Origin of the sequence: Leptospira haakeii (genome assembly GCF_002812045.1) — a bacterium.
GTDB classification, from domain to species: domain Bacteria; phylum Spirochaetota; class Leptospiria; order Leptospirales; family Leptospiraceae; genus Leptospira_B; species Leptospira_B haakeii.
The window spans coordinates 26,119-45,319 of sequence record NZ_NPEG01000002.1; the positions used below are offsets into that span (position 1 = coordinate 26,119).

15 protein-coding genes are annotated in these 19,201 nt (G+C 40.3%); 3 read left to right on the forward strand and 12 right to left on the reverse strand.

Going from position 1 to position 19,201, the window contains the following annotated elements; translation table 11 throughout:
* Positions 1 to 17: 17 nt before the first annotated feature.
* Positions 18 to 1,586, reverse strand: a complete 1,569-nt coding sequence (locus CH377_RS05725; RefSeq protein WP_243402103.1) for an LA_0442/LA_0875 N-terminal domain-containing protein — start codon at positions 1,584 to 1,586, stop codon at positions 18 to 20.
* Between the two features lie 339 nt (positions 1,587 to 1,925).
* Between CH377_RS05725 and CH377_RS05735 the strand changes: the two genes are divergently transcribed.
* Positions 1,926 to 6,338: a PAS domain-containing protein gene (locus tag CH377_RS05735; RefSeq protein WP_100722859.1), complete on the forward strand. Its 4,413-nt coding sequence runs from the start codon at positions 1,926 to 1,928 to the stop codon at positions 6,336 to 6,338.
* On the opposite strand, the gene CH377_RS05740 is transcribed toward CH377_RS05735, so the two are convergent.
* The 4 genes from CH377_RS05740 to CH377_RS05755 all read right to left on the reverse strand — a co-directional run bounded on the left by CH377_RS05740 (position 6,328) and on the right by CH377_RS05755 (position 12,961).
* The gene (locus CH377_RS05740; protein ID WP_100722860.1) at positions 6,328 to 8,394 is read right to left on the reverse strand and encodes a methyl-accepting chemotaxis protein; all 2,067 of its coding nucleotides are present in this window, start codon (positions 8,392 to 8,394) and stop codon (positions 6,328 to 6,330) included. The two genes, CH377_RS05735 and CH377_RS05740, sit on opposite strands and share 11 nt — an antisense overlap.
* Before the next feature lie 22 nt (positions 8,395 to 8,416).
* A complete protein-coding gene (locus CH377_RS05745) occupies positions 8,417 to 10,666 on the reverse strand; it encodes an ATP-binding protein (RefSeq protein ID WP_100722861.1) in 2,250 nt (749 codons plus the stop codon).
* A 13-nt stretch (positions 10,667 to 10,679) separates the two neighbouring features.
* Positions 10,680 to 11,066: a response regulator gene (locus CH377_RS05750; protein WP_008597002.1), complete on the reverse strand. Its 387-nt coding sequence runs from the start codon at positions 11,064 to 11,066 to the stop codon at positions 10,680 to 10,682.
* Between the two features lie 173 nt (positions 11,067 to 11,239).
* Positions 11,240 to 12,961 carry an EAL domain-containing protein gene (locus CH377_RS05755; RefSeq protein WP_100723222.1) on the reverse strand — a complete coding sequence of 574 codons (1,722 nt, stop codon included), beginning with the start codon at positions 12,959 to 12,961 and terminating at the stop codon, positions 11,240 to 11,242.
* An 89-nt stretch (positions 12,962 to 13,050) separates the two neighbouring features.
* Here CH377_RS05755 and CH377_RS05760 point away from each other — a divergent pair, with 89 nt between their 5' ends.
* Together CH377_RS05760 and hisC are read left to right on the forward strand one after the other, a co-directional pair.
* Positions 13,051 to 14,679 (forward strand): peroxidase family protein, encoded by a 1,629-nt coding sequence (locus CH377_RS05760; protein ID WP_165780503.1) that lies wholly within the window; start codon positions 13,051 to 13,053, stop codon positions 14,677 to 14,679.
* Positions 14,680 to 14,701: 22 nt separating this feature from the next.
* On the forward strand, positions 14,702 to 15,799 hold the full coding sequence (hisC, locus tag CH377_RS05765; protein WP_100722862.1) for a histidinol-phosphate transaminase: 1,098 nt from the start codon (positions 14,702 to 14,704) through the stop codon (positions 15,797 to 15,799).
* 8 nt (positions 15,800 to 15,807) lie between these two features.
* Here the strand turns inward: hisC and CH377_RS19675 are convergent, their stop codons facing one another.
* From CH377_RS19675 to CH377_RS05800, 7 genes are all read right to left on the reverse strand, one after another.
* Positions 15,808 to 15,978: a hypothetical protein gene (locus CH377_RS19675; RefSeq protein WP_165780259.1), complete on the reverse strand. Its 171-nt coding sequence runs from the start codon at positions 15,976 to 15,978 to the stop codon at positions 15,808 to 15,810.
* A gap of 242 nt (positions 15,979 to 16,220) precedes the next feature.
* Positions 16,221 to 16,667, reverse strand: a complete 447-nt coding sequence (locus CH377_RS05775; protein WP_100722864.1) for an OsmC family protein — start codon at positions 16,665 to 16,667, stop codon at positions 16,221 to 16,223.
* Between the two features lie 127 nt (positions 16,668 to 16,794).
* Positions 16,795 to 17,304 (reverse strand): DUF1801 domain-containing protein, encoded by a 510-nt coding sequence (locus tag CH377_RS05780; RefSeq protein ID WP_100722865.1) that lies wholly within the window; start codon positions 17,302 to 17,304, stop codon positions 16,795 to 16,797.
* On the reverse strand, positions 17,297 to 17,875 hold the full coding sequence (locus tag CH377_RS05785; protein ID WP_100722866.1) for a YdeI/OmpD-associated family protein: 579 nt from the start codon (positions 17,873 to 17,875) through the stop codon (positions 17,297 to 17,299). The genes CH377_RS05780 and CH377_RS05785 overlap by 8 nt, the downstream gene beginning before the upstream one ends.
* 7 nt (positions 17,876 to 17,882) lie before the next feature.
* On the reverse strand, positions 17,883 to 18,251 hold the full coding sequence (locus CH377_RS05790; protein ID WP_100722867.1) for a DoxX family protein: 369 nt from the start codon (positions 18,249 to 18,251) through the stop codon (positions 17,883 to 17,885).
* A gap of 10 nt (positions 18,252 to 18,261) precedes the next feature.
* Positions 18,262 to 18,726, reverse strand: a complete 465-nt coding sequence (locus CH377_RS05795) for an SRPBCC family protein (RefSeq protein WP_100722868.1) — start codon at positions 18,724 to 18,726, stop codon at positions 18,262 to 18,264.
* 3 nt (positions 18,727 to 18,729) lie between these two features.
* Positions 18,730 to 19,053 carry an ArsR/SmtB family transcription factor gene (locus tag CH377_RS05800; protein ID WP_100722869.1) on the reverse strand — a complete coding sequence of 108 codons (324 nt, stop codon included), beginning with the start codon at positions 19,051 to 19,053 and terminating at the stop codon, positions 18,730 to 18,732.
* Between the last annotated feature and the right edge of the window lie 148 nt (positions 19,054 to 19,201).

Here is a 19,201-nt window from a genome sequence, read left to right on the forward strand (position 1 = left end):
AAATATTCCTTATATACTTAAAAGTTCTGGCTGAAACCAATACTAAACCAAACCAAATGAGAAGGAATTTTCTGCAAAAGATAAGATTCCCTTACCGATTGCCTCAATTGGTCCGGTATGGTCGTAGATGTATTAATAAAATCCAATACTAACTGATTGGCAGGACCGTTTACCTTTCCAGGATCCACGATCTTACTATCCTTGCTAGTGCTATTTACGTAACCGCCTGTCGCTCCGTAATAATTATCCGTATCATACATATATAAATTAGGTCTATATACGTCCGCAGCCTTGAAGAAGAACTTCCCGAAAAAGAAAGTAAGCGTAGAAGTGATATCCTGGATTCCATATCTATTATCCACGATATTATTGCTCATCGCATAACCTATATTAACCTGAGGAAGGATCCTGAAAAAACTCCCTTCAAAGAACTCATGCCCCATCGTTAAAGATAGATAGTTTTTACCTGCCATCAAACCCGCATTCTCCTGAGAGAATTGAGTATAGAATGAAATTGTAGGATTCACATATTGTAAGAAAGGCAATTTCCAAAAGAAAAAATATTCCTGCCAAGCCAAACGAGTGATCTGGGTAGAAGGGTTATTTGCTCCGGCAACTCCTTGCGCAGCAGCGGAGTTGAATCCTCCTAATGCAGGAGATGTATAAGCTGCACTCTTTTGGAAAGTATTATAGAACCAAATACCTGCAGTAAAAGTTCCCCAACTGGTCTTCTCGAAATTATAATAGAATGCGTAGAACAAACCATCCGAACGTTTCATACCATTCTGTTCTTTTTTGAAACCCGGAACGTCCCCACCGCAAGTGGAACCTGTAGTAGGATTTCCCGCTAGAAAGTTTGTTTGAGTATCATAAGGGCAAGCAGAGTTTAACGTGTCGGGAGAAGGAGCTGAGAATGGGCTTAAGGAACCCGCAGAACCCTGTCCTGCATAACCCGGTCCGGCTCCTCCAGGATACATTTGAAATCTTCCGTCATTATCCCTATCATTACGTTCAGTTAATTGAAAGTTTCCCCAAAACTGTACCTGAAAACCTTTTAATGGAGTATTAAATGTTACGGTAGGTTGGTAAGAAGGAACGAATGTCATAGCCCTATAACTTTCGTTATCCCTGCGATTGGCGATCTCTCCGGAGAAACTAAGTCCCCGCCAAATAAAGTCCGTGACCACCTCGTGTATAACTTCTATAGAAGTATCTTCTGCCCCATTACCATTACTGGACCCGGCGCTAGGCCCATACATATTCGGAGGACCGGTCTCCACATGTCCTTGAGGTACATCGGAGACTTTTTGCGGAGCCGTTTTTTTATCTAAGGTAGAAGCGCCGGTATTCTGTTTTCCTTTTTCGTAACTTACCTGTGCTACGTTATCCTTATCTACATAACGAACATAATCATCATTCTCAGCGACCAGTACCTTCTCTTCGTCTTCTAAGATGATCTTACCCCGGACTACCTGTCCGTTTTTTAAACGAACAAAATCGGCTGAGAATACTTCTCCGAAACCAAAAAGAAAAAATATCCCTGCCGCATATGCAAACGAACGCTTCGGCCAAACTCCAAGGAACATAATTTTGTCTCCAATATAAACTAGGGCGGGCACCCTATTCTCTCGATTTTTCCCAAGTACATAGAGCGGTCTTCTACGGGACGAGAATCATCAAGAAGACGAAAAGAAATGTGTATTTATCTTAACTCGTCACTCAAAAAATTTTATTCTAAAAAATATTGATAATTTATTTCGGAACACTTGAAATATTTCGAATAATTTACATTTTCACCCAGTTTGGGATCGGGAACTTTTTGCCTTATTCTTTCCACACAATCACAACAAAGGCGGAATGAAAAGCCGAAGCCCTCCCGTATTTTTGTTTTCAAAGTGAGGTTTTCGCTTTCTATTAAATAGAGAGTGAATCCCAAAAATACAAAACAGAAGGACAATGATCTCCAAACGGAGTTAGATGCGGCGACCCAGAGGATCTCCGAGTTAGAGAGAAAATTAGAAAAACTCTACCACTCGGAATCAGATAATCGTCTGTTGAGATCTTTGATCGATCATTCCCCTTCCGCGATCACGATCCTGAACTCGGATACAGGTATATTCGAGGTAGTTAATTCAACTGCTGAAATTCTTTTCGGATATACTAGAGAAGAATTCTTAAAATTAGGTCCCGCCGATATTTCACCGGAATTTCAACCGGATGGCAAGATTTCCAGAGAATCCGCCCGTGAAAAAATATCCCTGGCATTAAAAGGAGAAACTCCAGTATTCAGATGGGAGCATTGTGATAAAAATAAACAGATCTTTCCTTGCGAAATACATTTAGTGAAGATCCCCGGTTCCAACAATCTAGTCCGGGGAAACATAATCGATCTCAGAAAAGAAATCGCGGCGGAAATCCTACTCAAAACGAGAGAAGAACAATTAGATCTAGTCATTAAAAGTGCAGACTTAGGATTCTGGGACTGGAATATTCCAAACGCATCAGTAATACCTAATGAACGGTGTGCAGAAATGCTTGGGTATACTCTAGAAGAATTCCTGCCCACTTCGGAATTTTGGAGGTCCAGAATCCATCCGGATGATATTTCCCTAATGATGGAAAGATTGGATCAACATACAGAAGGTAAATCCGAACTATTTGAAACAGACTTCAGAATGTTATGTAAGGATGGAACTTGGAAATGGATACGCTCTAGAGGAAAAGTTTGGGAAAGAGATAAAAACGGAGCCCCCGTCCGAGCACTCGGCATTCACATAGATATTACCGAAAAAAAAGAAACAGAAAAAATCCTAGAAGAAAAAGAAAGGAACCTAGACCTTGCAGTCCAAGGAGCCAATCTAGGTATATGGGATTATAATATTGTAACGAACGAACATCGTGTAGATGAGAACTGGCTAAAAATGCTTGGTTATCGTTTGGGGGAAATAACTCCTACTTACGAATTTTGGAATGAAAGTCTTCATCCAGAAGACAGGGACAAAACGAATATTGCCTGGCAAAATTATGCAAAAGGAGAATTGCCAGTCTACTCCACAGCATTCCGCTTAAAATGTAAAGATGAGTCTTATAAATGGATCTTAACTAGAGGAAAAATAGCAGAGAGGGATCCTAATGGAAACCCAGTTCGAATGATCGGTATCCATATAGATATCTCAGAACAAAAACAAATAGAAGACGAATTAAGAGAAACAAAACTTTTCCTAGACAGAGCCCAAAAGACTGCAAAAATAGGAAGCTGGGAATATGACATACCCTCCGGAAAGATGACTGCTTCCGAAGGACTATACCAAATATTAGAAACGAATGATAGAATGCTTGTACCTACATTTGATTATATGCATCCGGATGATAGGGAAAGAGTAGAAGAACATTTCAAAAGATCCGTGATAGAAGGGGTCTCAGCAGAAATTGAATATAGATCCATTACAACATCAGGAAAGGAGAAGATACTTTTAAACAGAACTGATTTTATCAAAGATTCAGAAGGAAAAGTACTTAAACTTTTAGGAACGGTCCAAGATATCAGCGATGAGATCCAAAGAAAAAAAGAAGAAGAATATAAAAGAAATATAGAACGTCTAACTTCTTCCATTTCTACCGAGCTTATCAATCAACCTATCTTAGAAATTGAAGAAGCGATCTCGAGTGCGGTTCGGAAGATCGTTAAAACTTTCAAAATGTCCAGGGGAAATCTAGTCTTATACGACATGGAAAAATTAACCAGGACGCTTACATACGAATTCATTGATCCGAAATCCAATAACCAAGATGCGAGCTGGCCTAAGGAAAGCCCGATAGATCCGAATAATTTCCTTACAAAGAAGATCTTAGATGGGAATATATTTCTGCTAAGCCAGGACGATTTTCCAGAATCGGATATCAAAAACAAATTGAAACTTTTACATATCGAGTTCTTGATCGCGATTCCTCTTACCTTAGAAGGAAAAGTAGTCGGAGCCTTAGGAATGAATAACGAAGTTCCTTTGAACAAAGCCGATCTAAAATTAGGAGAATTCGAACTCGCAAGTTTAAAAGCGATCGGAGAAATTCTTACTAACGCGATAGAAAGAAAAAGAAAACATAGTGAACTCATTACAGAAAGAGACCTTCTTGCTGAGATCATGAAAACATCAGTAGCTGCGATCACCGTATTAAGTCCTGAAGGAAAAATTTTATACGCAAATTCCTCCGCAGAAAAAGTTCTGGGCTTAAATGTAGATCAGATACAAAAAAGAAAATATAATGCGCCCGAATGGAAGGCAACTTCAATTGATGGTGGAGAATGGACCGCGGAGGATCAACCGTTCACACGAGTACTTACCTCTGGGCAACCCGTATTTGATATTCGACATGCGATAGAAGATGAATTCGGAAATAAAAAATTCTTATCCATCAATGGAGCTCCGATCAAAGATGTTTCCGGAAAAATAAAAAATCTCGTTTTCCTAGTCACGGATATTACTGAATCACTTCAGGCAGAAAGGGCCTTAAAGTTGAGCGAAGAAAGACTCAGGCTCGCTTTAAACGCATCTAAAATGGGAACTTGGAGCTGGAATCTAAAAGACAGAACAGCCCATTGGTCTTCTGATACCGCTTCCATTTTCGGGGTTGACCTACAGGATTTCGATAATGCTACTTCAGTGTTTATGGATCTTGTCCATCCAGACGATCAAAACCTGATCCGAAAATCGGTAAAATCTAGCCTGCTAGGAAAAGAGAATGCGATCAATTTAGAATATAGGGTTTTCCATCCGGATGGAACTATTCATTGGTTAGAAGTCAAAGGCCAAGTATACCGTAACTCTAAAAAGGTTCCGGGAAGAATGGCAGGGATCGTGGCAGATATCACCGATAGAAAAAAATCGGAAGAAAAATTAAAGGCGAGCGAGGCGAGGTTCCAAACCTTCTATAGATTCGCAAACGAGGCAATCATCTTCTTAGATCCAAGAACGGAAAGTATCTTGGACACTAACCCCGCTTTCCTAAGAATATTCGGTTTTCATCAAAAAGACATTCATTCTGTTTCTCCTGTGTCCTTATTTACTTCCGATTCTTGGGCTACATTACATGCAAGGATACGTTCTTTCGAAAGTTCCGAAAACCTGGAACTGAGAGCAATACGTTGGAACGGCCAAGTGTTTTCCGCAATAGGAAGTGTTCATTTTTATACGGAAAAAGATACTTACGTAGCTGCAGTCAGCCTTTTAGATACTTCTGCCATCCAAGAGGTGGAAGAATTAAAAGTGATTAACGATGAGATTTCTGTCAGGAACAGACTGATAGAGATGCAAAAAAATGAGTTATTAGAAACATTAGAAAACCTTAAAAAAGCCCAGGCTCAACTCATCCAATCCGAAAAGATGGCTGCACTAGGACAATTGATCGCGGGCGTGGCTCATGAGATCAATAATCCAATTGGAGCAGTACAAGCATCCAATCAAAACCTGCAAGAATGCCTAATACGTTTCCAAACAATTTTACCTGACGTACAAAATGTATTAACAGTAATGAATTCGGAACAGGTAGAATCCTTCCGTCAATTTTTAAGCCTGGTTCGACAACCAAAAGACCAATTGGCAGGAATGGAGGAAAGGAATGCCAAAAAAAGTATAGCAGCTCAATTACAGGAATTGAATATTCCTTCTCCTTATGCGATCGCGGATACTTTAACCGATATGGGATTTAAAGAATTGCCTAAGTTAGCACTTCCCTTTCTGGTCTGCGAAAAAGCAAACGTGCTCTTGGAATATTCCGCATTGGAAGCATTCTTTTTCTCAAACACGAACACGATACAGATCGCAGTAGACCGGGTTTCCAAGATCTTATACGCTTTAAAAAACTTTTCTCATTTCGATACTACTTCGGAAAAAATCCCTGCATCTATTACGGAAAATATAGAAACAGTCCTTACGATCTACCAAAACCAACTCAAAAAAGGGATCCAAATCTCAAAGGAATACGAAAATATTCCAAAAATATTATGTTATCCGGACGATCTCATCCATGTATGGACAAATCTAATCTATAATTCTCTGCAAGCGATGGAGTTCAGAGGAACAATCGAGATCAAAGTTTATCAAAAAGTTGACTTTATCTGCGTAGAGGTAATAGACAATGGACCTGGGATTCCTGAAAATATTTTAGATAAAATTTTCCAACCATTCTTCACTACAAAACTTCCGGGAGAAGGAAGCGGTTTAGGGTTGGATATTGTGAAAAAGATCGTAGAAAAACACGAAGGAAAGATAGAAGTAGAAACAAGACCCGGATTTACAATGTTCCGGATCCTGCTTCCTTTTTTAGAAGTTAAAGTTTAAACTTATCCACTGACTTCAAGAGTCCTTCGGATTGTTGGTGCATTTCACCGGAGTAAGAAGTCAAATCATCCGCTCCGGAAGCAACCTCCTGGGTCCCTTCAGAGATACTGACGATCGTCTTAGTGATCTCATCAGTTGCCCTCTTCTGTTCCTGGACTGCTTCTTCTATCTGTAAACTGAAACTCATCAAAAAATTCGCTGATTGATGGATGTCTTGAGTATTCTTCTCTTGGGTTTTAACGGACTCTAATACCTTCTTCGCAGATAATCCAAAAGAATCCACTGAGGTTCTAAGCTTACGAAGTATATCACTCGCCTCTTTTACCTTAGTGTTCCCGTTATGAACTGCATTATTCGTGGAATCCACAAGCTCTCCAATCTCTTGGACAGAAGAAGAAGTTTGAGATGCAAGTTTACTAATCTCTTCTGCAACTACCGCAAATCCTTTACCTGCTTCTCCTGCTCTTGCCGCTTCAATCGCAGCATTCAATGCAAGAAGGTTTGTTTTTTCAGAAATCTCAGTGATGATTGATAAGATCTCATTGATACGACTCGCACTTTCTCCAATCTCATCCATCGCTTGGTTCGTAGCACCCATCGCATTTTCACCGGTAACAGCACGTTCTTGGGATTCGGATGCCACTTGGGATAATGTTTGCATCTCGTTATTAATAGTTCCAATCTGTTCTCTCAACAGAACTACATTCGTATCTATCTCCTTCATATTCTCGATCGCTTTTTCCATCGATCTACGAACATTCTCTGCAGAAGCCGCAAGCTCCTCTACCGCTGCCGAGGATTCTTCAGCTGCTGACGCCTGTGCTTGTGCTACATCCGAGAAATTACGACTGGACTCTGCCATTTGATCTGATGTACTATTTAATTTGGTAGAAGAAGTTTTGATATCCAAGATGATCTTTGATAGATTCACCTTCATTAGATCCATTGACTTAAGTAACTTGCCTATCTCGTCTTCTCTTGCTATCTCTATATGAGAAGTTAGATCCCCATCCGCAATCTTCTCCGAAAAACCGATCGCTTCCAATAAACCACTAGTAATGAGTTTATTAAAGATCAAGTTCAGAATGATCAGGATTACTACCATTATCACGAGAGATGATAATATCGTCTGCAATATCACTCCTCTCATATCAGACCAAAAAATCGAATCTGGGATCGATACTTCTACCGCCCAAGGTTTATCATAATTTCCTAATAAAAATGGGAAAAAGTATCTGGTATGACCGGAACCCTTGATCTGAAAATCTTCTCCTTTCAGACTCAGCTCTTTCACTTGGGCACGGATATTTTCTTCCGGGATTGCCTTACCCACCAAGGAAGGATCTCCACCATTCGCTGCATAAAGCCCGTCAGGTGAAACTAACGCAAGATAACCTTCTCCTCTAAATGGTCGGATTGGCCCCAATAATTCCTGGAGATTTGCCATGGCAATATCTGTCCCGACTGTTCCTACAAACTTTCCGTTTCGTAGGATTGGTTTTACCATAGAAACCATGAGTACATCCTTTCCACTTACTGAATATACATACGGGTCTGAGATAAAATCTTTTTGGGTCTTTTTAGGAATTCTATAATAAAAGCTGATCGTATCATCAACGTCATACGATTCTGCGAATGTGATCTTCAAGTCACCAGTTGCCCTATTCCAATAAGGGATAAACCTACCTGTAGCATCATGATAAGGAGTATTTTTATATCTTGCATCCTGCCCATCAAAAGCATTTGGCTCGTATAGCACCCAGGTCCCGAAAAAATGAGAATCTGTTTCGGCTAACTTTTTAAGGGAAGAGATCATCTCCTCCCTATTAGGATGGGAAGTTTCCAACATAAATTGGAACCCTCTTAAAGATCCTAAAACGGAATTCAAAAAATTTGAAATTTCGTATTGATACCGTTTACCAGCCATGGTAGATCCCGAATCCACCTGAGACTTTAAGCTAAAATAAGAGGAGAATGAATTTATACCAGCGAGAACAAAAGAGCCCGTCAAAAGTACTATCGCTAAGTAGAGTGAAATCCTGTATCTGATACTCATAGTAAAAGCCCGAAATTATATTTTATTCTGATTTGGGAAAGGAGAAGCGAAAAATAGTGCAGCCGGGTTCACTTTCCCAATTCCAACTGCCTCCATATTTTTTGGAAATAGAAGCGGCAACCGCAAGTCCTATACCTGCACCTACTCCTTCCGATTTTCCGGAAGATAAAACTTCTCCCACTTGTTCTCTAATGTTTTTAGGAATGCCGGAACCACTGTCTTCCACTTCACAGACAATCTTTGATTCCGCATCATAGATATTTACCTTAAGTTTTCCTTCACCGGACATTGCTTGGTATGCATTATCCACTATTTGTGTCCAAAGTCTCACCAAATCTTCCGGAATACATCTCATAGTTGCTTCAGAGATATAATTTCTTTCCACTGTGACCCTATTACCGCCTGCACCCTCGTATACACCGAGCACAACTTCCATAGTATCCGAAACTTTTACCCATCTTTCTTTGTCTTCTTTCGCGGTCCCCGAATAGGTTTCCAACGCGGATACAATTTTATACATTCTGTCGGTGGATCTATGAATAACTTCCTCTGAAATTTCCAGTCCTCTGACTGCCATTAAAAATTCGGAGATACGTTCCCATTCGGAACATCTACATAACTGAAGAATGAATTCAGGACAATCCACAAAACCGAGCTCAGCCACTACTGCCGCCTTATCCCCCGCATCCTCTATTTGTTCCTGTCTTAAGAATGCCTCCATGGCATGCCGGGTTTCTCTGAACTTTTTACCGATCTGTTCTTTATCGTTTTCTAATGTTCTTTTTAAGGCGATAGTAAAAAATCCCCTCTCCGACTCACTTGCCTTGCTTAAATATTCAAAAAGAAAGGGCAGAAGTATCGTAATTCTTTTTACATAAAAGGAAATATTTTCCCTAGATGCTCCGATCGCACCTAATGGATTGTTGATTTGGTGGCTAACTGCGCCGGAGATCCTACCTATGGCAGCCAATCTTTCGTTTCTAAGTAAGGTTTCTTGTGCTGTTTTTAATTCCCCTAAGGTAACTTCTAATTCTTCTTTTTGGAGTCGGATAATCTCGTTACGCGAATAGATCTCAGCTGATTCTCTTAAGATCTTTTCGGACCGGATCTGCTGATCAATCGCAGCCAGTAACTTCTCCTTCATATTCTCCAATGTTACAAAAAGATGATGGATCTCATCTTGGAATTTTCTGGTAGGTATCTGAGCCGAATAATTTCCGGCTCCTAAAGAATCTGCAAACGTAGTGGCTTCCGACAGTCCTTCTGAAACAAACTTACAAAAGAATCTATCCAGAAAGTATAAACACACGGGTAATAAGGCAAATGTGATGAGTAAACATCTTAGAATAATCGGCCCGAGATCATTCCAAAGAACAGAATCCGGAACATATACTTCTATAGCCCAGTTCTTTCCGTAAGTTCCCATGCTGAATGGAAATATGTAGGAGTTCCCACCTTCTACTGGATAAGCAAAAGGTTGTCCGGAAGCTAAGGATTTTTGAATGGACTCTTTTACTTCAGGAGTTCCTGCATTTTTTCCTTGCAGGATACCTTTAGCACCATGGACTGCATATTTGCCACCAGGAGAGATCAATGCCAAATGTCCGTCACCAAATGGCCTCTTGGAAAACAGCTCTTCTTCCAGATCGGAAAGTTTTAAGTCCAGGCCCACTATTCCTATAAACCTTCCTTGGCGGCTGATCGGCCGGATCAAGGAGATCATAAAAATATTCACTCCATCTAATGGATAAAAATAAGGTTCTCCGACAAAGTCACTTAACGTGGCTTTTGGGATCTGGTAATAGTTGCCACTTTCGTCGGTATTATCATAATAAACACTTTCTTCTAAACTGATCTCGTCCGGATTTTTGACACTCCTATGGAAGTATGGAACGAATCTACCTTTAGGGTTGGACCCTTTACGGCCTATAAACGAAGCATCCCTTCCATCAAAAAGATTCGGTTCAAAAACCGCACCTGCTCCTAAAAATCTTTTATCATTTTGGAAAAGATCCAATAGATCTTTTTCAACGGAATCGCGAGAAGGACGAGTAAGCTCCCAACGAGTTTTAGCTTCTCCTACCCTGGAAATTGCTTCTGAAAAAATTTTACGTACTTCGAAGGATGCGCCTTCTGCTTTTGCAAATGCAGCTTCTTGAGAAGAAACTTTGGAATCATAAAATGCGGATGCAGCCACTAACATTGTTAGCAGAACGGAAAATGCAAATAGGACAATAGCGCAATAAAGAGAGAAGCGCGTTCGAAGGCTCATTATGCCCCCCTATTTATTTAAGGGCTGAGGTGATAGTGGTTACTAATTCTTTTTCGTCCCAGGGCTTTTTCAAGTAGCTGTATAAATTGATCTCTTTCTTTAAAGCTTCGACGGAAGCAATATCAGCATGACCTGTGATGATTATCTTTTGGATCTCCGGATATCTTTGATGAACGATCCTCAAAAATTCGTCCCCTTTGATATTAGGCATCAGCCAATCAGAGATTACGATCAGGATCTTGACTCCTTCCGTTACCAATTCTTCAATGATCTGCATCGCTTCAGACGCATCTAGAGCAGTCTCATAACGATAAGTATCACCCAGATGTCTTTTGACTTGGGACTTCATACTCATCAAAATGAGCGCTTCATCATCAACAAAAAGAATCGCTTTCTCCACCGCTCCCCCGGTACCAACGTATAAATTAGACGAACAAAAACGAAAAAACCCCGGCTCAAAATCCGGAGCAAAACAAGGATACTTACTCTATAAATTATGTTTGCAACTCATTTTCGACTTTATCCCCGAAAGAATGAGTTACAAGACCACCTGAAAAAAATAGACCAAAGTACCTATTCAATAATTTTTATCGAAACCGGGGTTATGTCGGGAGAAGGCTGCATAATCAGATATCCTTGGGAATATTCTATCCCCAGAGAGCGTACAACTTTCAGTTCCTCCGGAGTAGAAACGAATTCCGCGACTACTTTCGCTCCAATTCTATGCGCAAGTTCTGTGATTGCAGAAGTCAAAATGAATGCTGTCCGATTCCTTTCCAGAGACTGGATAAATTTTCCATCTATCTTGATGAAGTCGGGTTGGATCTCCAGTAATCTGGAAAAATTCGAGTGCTCTACTCCGAAATCGTCGATTGCAATTTTTGTTCCCAATTCTTTCAGCTCAGCGATCACTTTCAGTCTTTCCGGATTTCCGTGAAAACTTGCAGTTTCTAAAATTTCAAAAGTCACTCTGGAAGGATTAATCCCATAATGTTCCATCCGAGAAGCCGCCCATTTGGGGAAACTCGGACTTTCTAATTCTGTTTCCGACAGATTGATGGAAAATGAATAAGAAGAATCTGAAAATTTACGAAGTGCTTTTTCAAAAAGTATAGGACTGATCCTTCTCAAAAGACCGGTGGACTTTGCCAGATACAAAAAGCTCGCAGGTGCATAAACTTTCCCGTCTTCCACGATCCTAGCAAGGCATTCGAATTTTTCTACCTTACCGGTTTGGTTGTCCATGATCCCTTGGAAATATGGTACAACATTGCCGGAATGGATTGCCTGGTTCAGTCTTTTTCCAAGATCCATATTAATCTTGTAAAGATCTTGGTCGTCCATCTTCTCAGAATAGGAATAAATACCTGATTCCGAGTCGAATTCAGGCTCTTGGCTTGCTTTGACGAGTGCAAGCCTTGCCTTATAATATAGATCTTTTTTTCCATTCGCAGTGGCTATGGTCGCATTGATCCGGAAGGAAATTCCGGAAGCCGTAAAATAATCGGAGCGAAGAAGGATCCGAAATGCGATCAAATGAGGTAAAAACTCCTCTTCCGACACTTTGGAGAGAATCGCTACCTCGTCCTCATACACATGGAAAATTTCACCATAGTTCCCAAGAATAGATTTCATCGAATCCAGGAACTTCTTCATTAAATCCTTATAGAGAGAAACTCCAAAATCTCTAGTGGTCAAAGAAGTAGATTCGATTCGTATTAATGCGAGAAGAGAATCTTCTTTTTCTTCTGCCGCGAGATCTAATCTTCTTCTTAAGGACTCCAAATTGGGAAGCCCCGAATCTCTATTATAAAGAAGTGCTTCTTCTAATTTTTTATTTAACTCGGAAAGGGAAAGATCTGATTCGTAAGAACGGACAGCTTCTTTCACTGTCATGAGTAGGTCGTTTGAGTCCCAGGGTTTGGAAAGATATCTGTATAAGTTCGCCTTATTCAAAGCATTTCCCACGGACTCTGCACTCGCCTGTCCAGTGAGCATGATCTTTCTGGTATTCGGATTTGTTTCTTGGATTCGAATTAAGAACTCATCCCCTCTAATCCCAGGCATTACCTGGTCGCTTAATATTACAGGGATATGAATTCCTGCCTGGTTACACTCTTCCACTATTTGGAGAGCGAGTTCGGCGCTGTCGGCCGCTTCTATTTGGTAACTTTTTCCGAAGGCGGACTTGAGTTGCTCCTTTAGTCCCCTCAGGATGATCAGCTCGTCGTCTACGCATAAAATCACCGATCTTTTAGGCGATTCTTCTGATGATCCATTTTCTTGGTTTTTCACGATAGGATACTCGTAGAACTTGGAATTAGACGCCGAAAAAAAGATTTTCCGGCCCGGACAAAAGAATATTTTTATTCTTAGAGAGCGTCATGATAAAGATTATTTTTGAAAATGATAAGGAAGTATTCCTCGAGCCTTCCGAATTAAACAAGTCATTATTACAAATTTCACTGGATGCAGGCATCCCTCATATACACGCATGTGGAGGTAACGCACGTTGTTCTACTTGTAGGGTATTGATCCAAGAAGGAGATGAATATCTTCTTGCCCGCAACGAAAAAGAAACGGTGTTAGCTCAAAAGAAGGGATTCCCGGATAACGTAAGACTCGCCTGTCAAACGAAAACCACAGGTGATATCGTACTCAGAAGATTAGTTATAGATGAAGCGGATAAGGCTCTTGCTTCTACATTCTCAGATCTGATCTCCGGGATAGAAAAACCTGTTGCGATCTTATTTAGTGATATTAGAGGTTTTACAAGTTTTTCGGAAAGCCATCTACCTTATGATGTGATCCATATTCTGAATCGTTACTTTTATAGGATGGGAGATAAGGTCCTAAAGTATGGTGGGATTATTGATAAGTATATAGGTGATGGGCTCATGGCGATCTTCGGTTTAGAAGACCCTGATCCGGTCCGTGCAAATCTAAATGCGATCCGCTCAGCATTGGAAATGAGATCAGAATTAGAAAGTTTGAATACGTATCTCCAAAATCATTTGGGTTCCGAATTCGAAATAGGCATCGGTATCAATTACGGAACTGCGATCCTAGGAAAATTAGGTCACCCATTGAGTATGTCTTTCACTGCGATTGGAGACACTGTCAACTCTGCAAGCAGGATAGAAACAACCACTAAGAAGGCTGGAGCAAAGATCTTAATCTCCCAAAAGGTTTATGAATCCGTAAAGGACAGAGTTCAGAAGGGAAGAAGTTTCGAAACAAAACTGAAAGGCAAAACAGGAAACTATAGAGTCCACGAAGTATTAGGAACCAAAAATAATTGTGAAGGAAGTACCTGGCAAGAAACAGGATATAGGATCTGGGATAAGATCGATCCTACGGAGGTCGGAGCCTGGCTTCGTATGGTATTTCACGCCTCTTCTATCTTCTCCGCTGATGGAGAATGGTTAGGTCTCGATGGCTCGATCCGTTTTCCTACGATCTTAAACGATGAGAATAATCGTGGAGTCGCAAAACAAATTGAAGCGATCATTCATTTAAGGGAAGAAATGGAAAAAGAAGGAAGAGTTGGAATTCCTTCTCTTGCGGATATGATCGCTCTTTCTGGAGCACTCGCGCTCCAAAAAGCAGGAGGACCTCAGGTCCATATTCTAACAGGCAGAAAGGATTCGAGTTATCCAAACGGAAGAATGCTTATGCCTGTGGATAGTCCGGACGTAAAGGATTCTTTGGATTATTTTTCTATGATGGGATTTTCCACAAGAGATACGGTTCTATTAATGGGAGTCCATACATTGGGTTGGCATTCCAAGGGTTCTTTTACGGAGACTCCGAATATATTCAATAATCATTATTTTAGGGATCTACTTTTAGATGGCGGAGTCAGAATGCTCGCAACAGACAGGGCACTACTCGGCTCTGAAGAGACCAAAAGAATGGTGACTGAATACGCGCTCAACGAGTCCTTATTTTTCAAAGACTTCCAAGGACTTTACCAAAGATTGGTAGAACAAAAACGATTGGAAGAATCCTGACTCCGTTTTTTTCTGGAATTAGATGCGATTCCAACCCGCTTTAGACAAGATCCCGGCTTACGAGGCCGGCAAACCGATTGAACTAGTTGTACGTGAATACGGAATTTCTCCGGAGAAAGTTCTCAAACTTGCCTCCAATGAGAATCCTTATGGTGTATCTCCCAAGGTTTCCGAGGTCATTAAAGAAGCGGTCTATAAGATGCCTTTATATCCCGATGACTCCTATAAGGCATTAAAAGATGCACTTGCAAATGCACATGAAGTAGATGCAAAAAACGTAATACAAGGGAACGGTAGTGACCAGATATTCGATTTTGCAACAAGATCTGTTCTAAATTCAGGAGATCGGATCCTCCAAAACGGCAAAACATTCTCTATGTATTCTATTTACGCCGGACAATGTGGGGCGGAAACAATCCAAACCAGTTCCGAACTTCATGATCTGGACCAATTTTTAGATCTGTATAAAAAACATTCCCCTAAGATCATATTCATCTGCACTCCTTGTAATCCGATCGGAGACGCTTTGGATCAGTCCGACCTATACACTTTTCTCCAAAAAATTTCCCCCGATACAATGGTGGTTTTGGATGCGGCTTATATGGAGTTCGGAAAAACCAGGGATCCTAAAAAAGAAGTCAAAGCAGCTGATGTAATTTCAAAATTCCCGAATGTATTATATACAAATACATTCTCCAAAATTTACGGATTAGGTGGAATGAGAATCGGATATGGAATCGCTTCCGAAGAAATGATCCGCGCATTCTACAAATTGAGACCTCCATTCAATGTTTCTCAACTTTCTCAATTAGCTGCTGCAACCGCATTAGCCGATAGAGAATTTGTGGAGAATTATCTCAAATCAAACTTAAAAGAAATGATCCGTTACGAAGAATTCGCAAAGAAGAAGGGACTTTTTTACTTCGAATCCTATGCAAACTTTATCACGATCAAATTGGACCAAGCAAAATTGGATTCCACCCAAACCTTCGAGACATTGCTGAAGGAAGGGATTATATTAAGAAATCTGAAAAGTTACGGATTGAATGCTTTGAGAATCACAATAGGAAGGCCGGAACAGAACGACCGAGTGTTAGAAAGACTTTCGGAACTTCTATAGTTGCGCGTCTATTTTTCGTATAGATCTGGTCTTAGTCGGACCACTTTTTCGTCTCTGCTTTCTGCCTTTTTAGTGGAGAAATTTACAGCTTCCGAACGAGCAAATTCCTTTCTGACTTGGATCGGTCCAGCGGATTGAAATTGGCTTTTTTCGTTTTTCTCTTTTTCGGATCGAAACATTCGAAACCTCCTTTTTTCGTCTTGATGGGTAAGACCCGCAGTTTCCATATTTAGTTTCGTCTCGAAACAGCGATTTCCTTACCGTATTATGTCAAAATTTTCTAGTTCTTTACTAACTTACTCCCTATCTACAACAAGTGAATGACTAGAATATTACAGAAAGATATTTCTTTTAAAGCGAAGGTAGGAACTCCTTTCCGAAAGCCCCCCGAGGGAAATTTCGAAAAGAAGTCTAGATTTGATTAAGCTGCAACAGAAGATCCAGATTTTTGGGACAATACACCTACTCCGGATAAAGTATCCTTCACAGGGCAGATCCTTTCTATATGAGCAAGTAGTGAATCCACATTCTCTTTAGGAGAATCTGTTTGGATATCTACTCTGTATCGGATTTGCGAAAACCCAGGACGAACTGGCGCAATTTCTTGGAACCCGTCCAAATCCAGATCTCCTTCCACAAATACATGGAAATCCTTTAATTCTACCTTATGGGCTGGAGCGTAAAGAGAAACCAAAACTCCGACACAACTTGCTAGTCCACCTAACACGAGTTCTACTGGATTTGGTCCTTGGTCCGTGCCACCTAAAATTTCAGGTTCGTCCACTACCCATTTATGATTCCTGGATTGTAGGTTTAATTTCAAACCTCCTGCCCAAGAAGCCTTACTTTCGAATACAGTATTTGCCATATCTTCCTCCCGAAGTTAAAATCATTCGGGACTTTGGCTTTTAGATGGGAAGAACTTAATATGCTATTACGGATATTTTAGACGCTTTATTGAACAAAGAAATGGACCCTTGCCCAATCACTTAGTCTTACATTTTTTCGCCAGGCAATTCACTGGCTTGTTTGATCCAGGAAGAAAGTTGGGCTTCGTCTATTTTATCGTTCTCTTTGATATCCAAGTAGCGAACTTCCTTCTGTTTGGATTCACCTGGAGGAAGTGGTTTCAAATGGCTTCCTCTAAAGAAGGCAATCTTAACGTATTTATTAAAAACATGAATCCCAAGAAACCAACCATCTCCTTCTATCCCATATAAAGGAGAGTTCCATTTTACCGCCTTGTATACATAAGGAACAGTGCGGACTATAATTTCGTCCAGCTTACGCCCAATTTCTTTTTTCCAACCGGGCATTGCGGAGATATATTCTTGGACCGGGCCGTCACCATACCCTTTTGTGATTTGGGGATTACCTCCCGAAAGTAAGACCGGCGCTTTTTTCTTAATTACGGACTTCTTTGCAGGCAGCTTGCTAGTCTTAGATGATTTTTTAACCGCAGGTTTAACTTTTACCTTCTTTGCTGATACCTTCTTCTTAATCATCTAATCCCTTTCCTTTCAGAATATGGGGGATATATTTTTTAATCCTCTCTTCTCTGGTCTTAGATTGTTTTGCGGAGGAAAAATGAAGAAGATAACCTCTTTGCCTTCCTGGAGTTAATGAGTCGAAAGCGGATTTTAAGTTGGGAGATTCTTCTAACTTGCTTAGGAATTCCTCAGGCATATCAAACTCTTTTGTCTTTTTGAAATTTACTTTTAGGCCTGACTTCTCTACTTCTATCGCATTTTTGATATAAGATTTCAAAGCAGTTTTTAGCTTATCGATTTCTTTCAGATTTGTAAATCGAATCTGGCGAGCGGACTGCACGTTCTTGGTTTGTTGGATTAAAATTCCTTTTGGATCTTTTAATAGTGCGCCTTTGAAAAACAAAAATGCACAATATTCTTTGAATCCATGTATCAAAACTATATTATTGTCTTGAGTTGTATAACAAGGCTGACCCCATTTTAATTCTTCGGTAAGTCCGGAAGCTAAAGCGATCTTACGTAAAGCCTCGTATTCTTTCTTCCATTGTTTAGCCTTATTAAAAAAGAAATCAACCTTAGGATTCATTGATGGATCACCCTTGCAATTTTCTATCAGCGGGTCTGAAATACCAGGATACTACCGTGAGCACCAGCAATAATACAGGTCCAAAATATTCTTTTGCACCATCTCCCGCCGCAAAATGAGAGAACACTGCTCCAGACATTGTAAAGAAAAATCCAGCATAAGCCCATTCCTTTACTAAAGGATATTTAGGAACAAGCACTGCGATCACTCCTAACAATTTCCAAACGCCTAATATGATCATCAAATAAGCAGGATAACCTAAATGAGCAAACATATCTGCTTCTTCTTTCATTTGGATCGCCTGAACGATCCCAGTTGATACCATTCCCAAAGAAAGCCAAGCAGTAGCGATCCAGTATATAATCTTATTTCTCATGTTTAATATCCTATTTTAATTTATTTGCGACTTCTTGTAATCTATTATGAGCCATATTGATACCTTGGGCAAAAGGCAGCTTTAATAGTTGGTCTCTAAGTGAGACAGACTTGAATACTATGTGCATAGTAAGTTTACTTTTCTCTTCGCCAAGGGATTCGAATTCTAAGAACTCAAGCTGGGGTGGAAAAGTGGAATTTTCCATTTCGAAAGTGCGGGTGATCTTTTGGTCCGGAACAAATTCATGGATAACGCCGTTAAATCCGTGTTTGTTTCCGTGAGGATCCGTGGTTTCATATTGAAAGCTGCCGTGCTTCTTACCTTCTAACTTTAATACTTTGGTTCCCATCCATTCTTCTACAATCTCCGGCTCTATATGCGCCTTAAAAAGTAGATCCAAGGGAAGATCAAATTCCCTGATGATCAGCAATTCTTGTTTGCCATCTTCTGCATCAATTTTGGTTTTTCTTTCCATATTCTATTTTCTTGATCTGTATTTTTTCATTACGGATTCCAGCTTATTGAAACGATCGTCCCACATATTACGGAATGGTTCTATAAAATCGGCAATTTCTTTCATTTTATTCGGATTCAGTTGGTAATAGACTTCTCTGCCGTTTTGCTCTTGTTTTAACAATTCACACTCGGTGAGTATCTGCAAATGTTTAGAAACAGTGGGCCTGGCAGTATCAAAATTAGAAGCGATAGCTCCCGCAGTCATTGCCTGAGAGGCCACCAACAGTAGTATAGCCCGTCGAGTGGGATCTGCGATTGCCTGGAATACGTCCCTTCTTAGATTCATTATGTAGCCACTTAGCTACAAATTAAAATGTAGCCACTTAACTACGCAACAAATATTTGAAATTTTTTCACAAAGAGATACTGATGTTGGAATTCCTACATGGATTTTAAGAATAGGATTTGGTTGACGGAGCGAGGATCTTGTGATA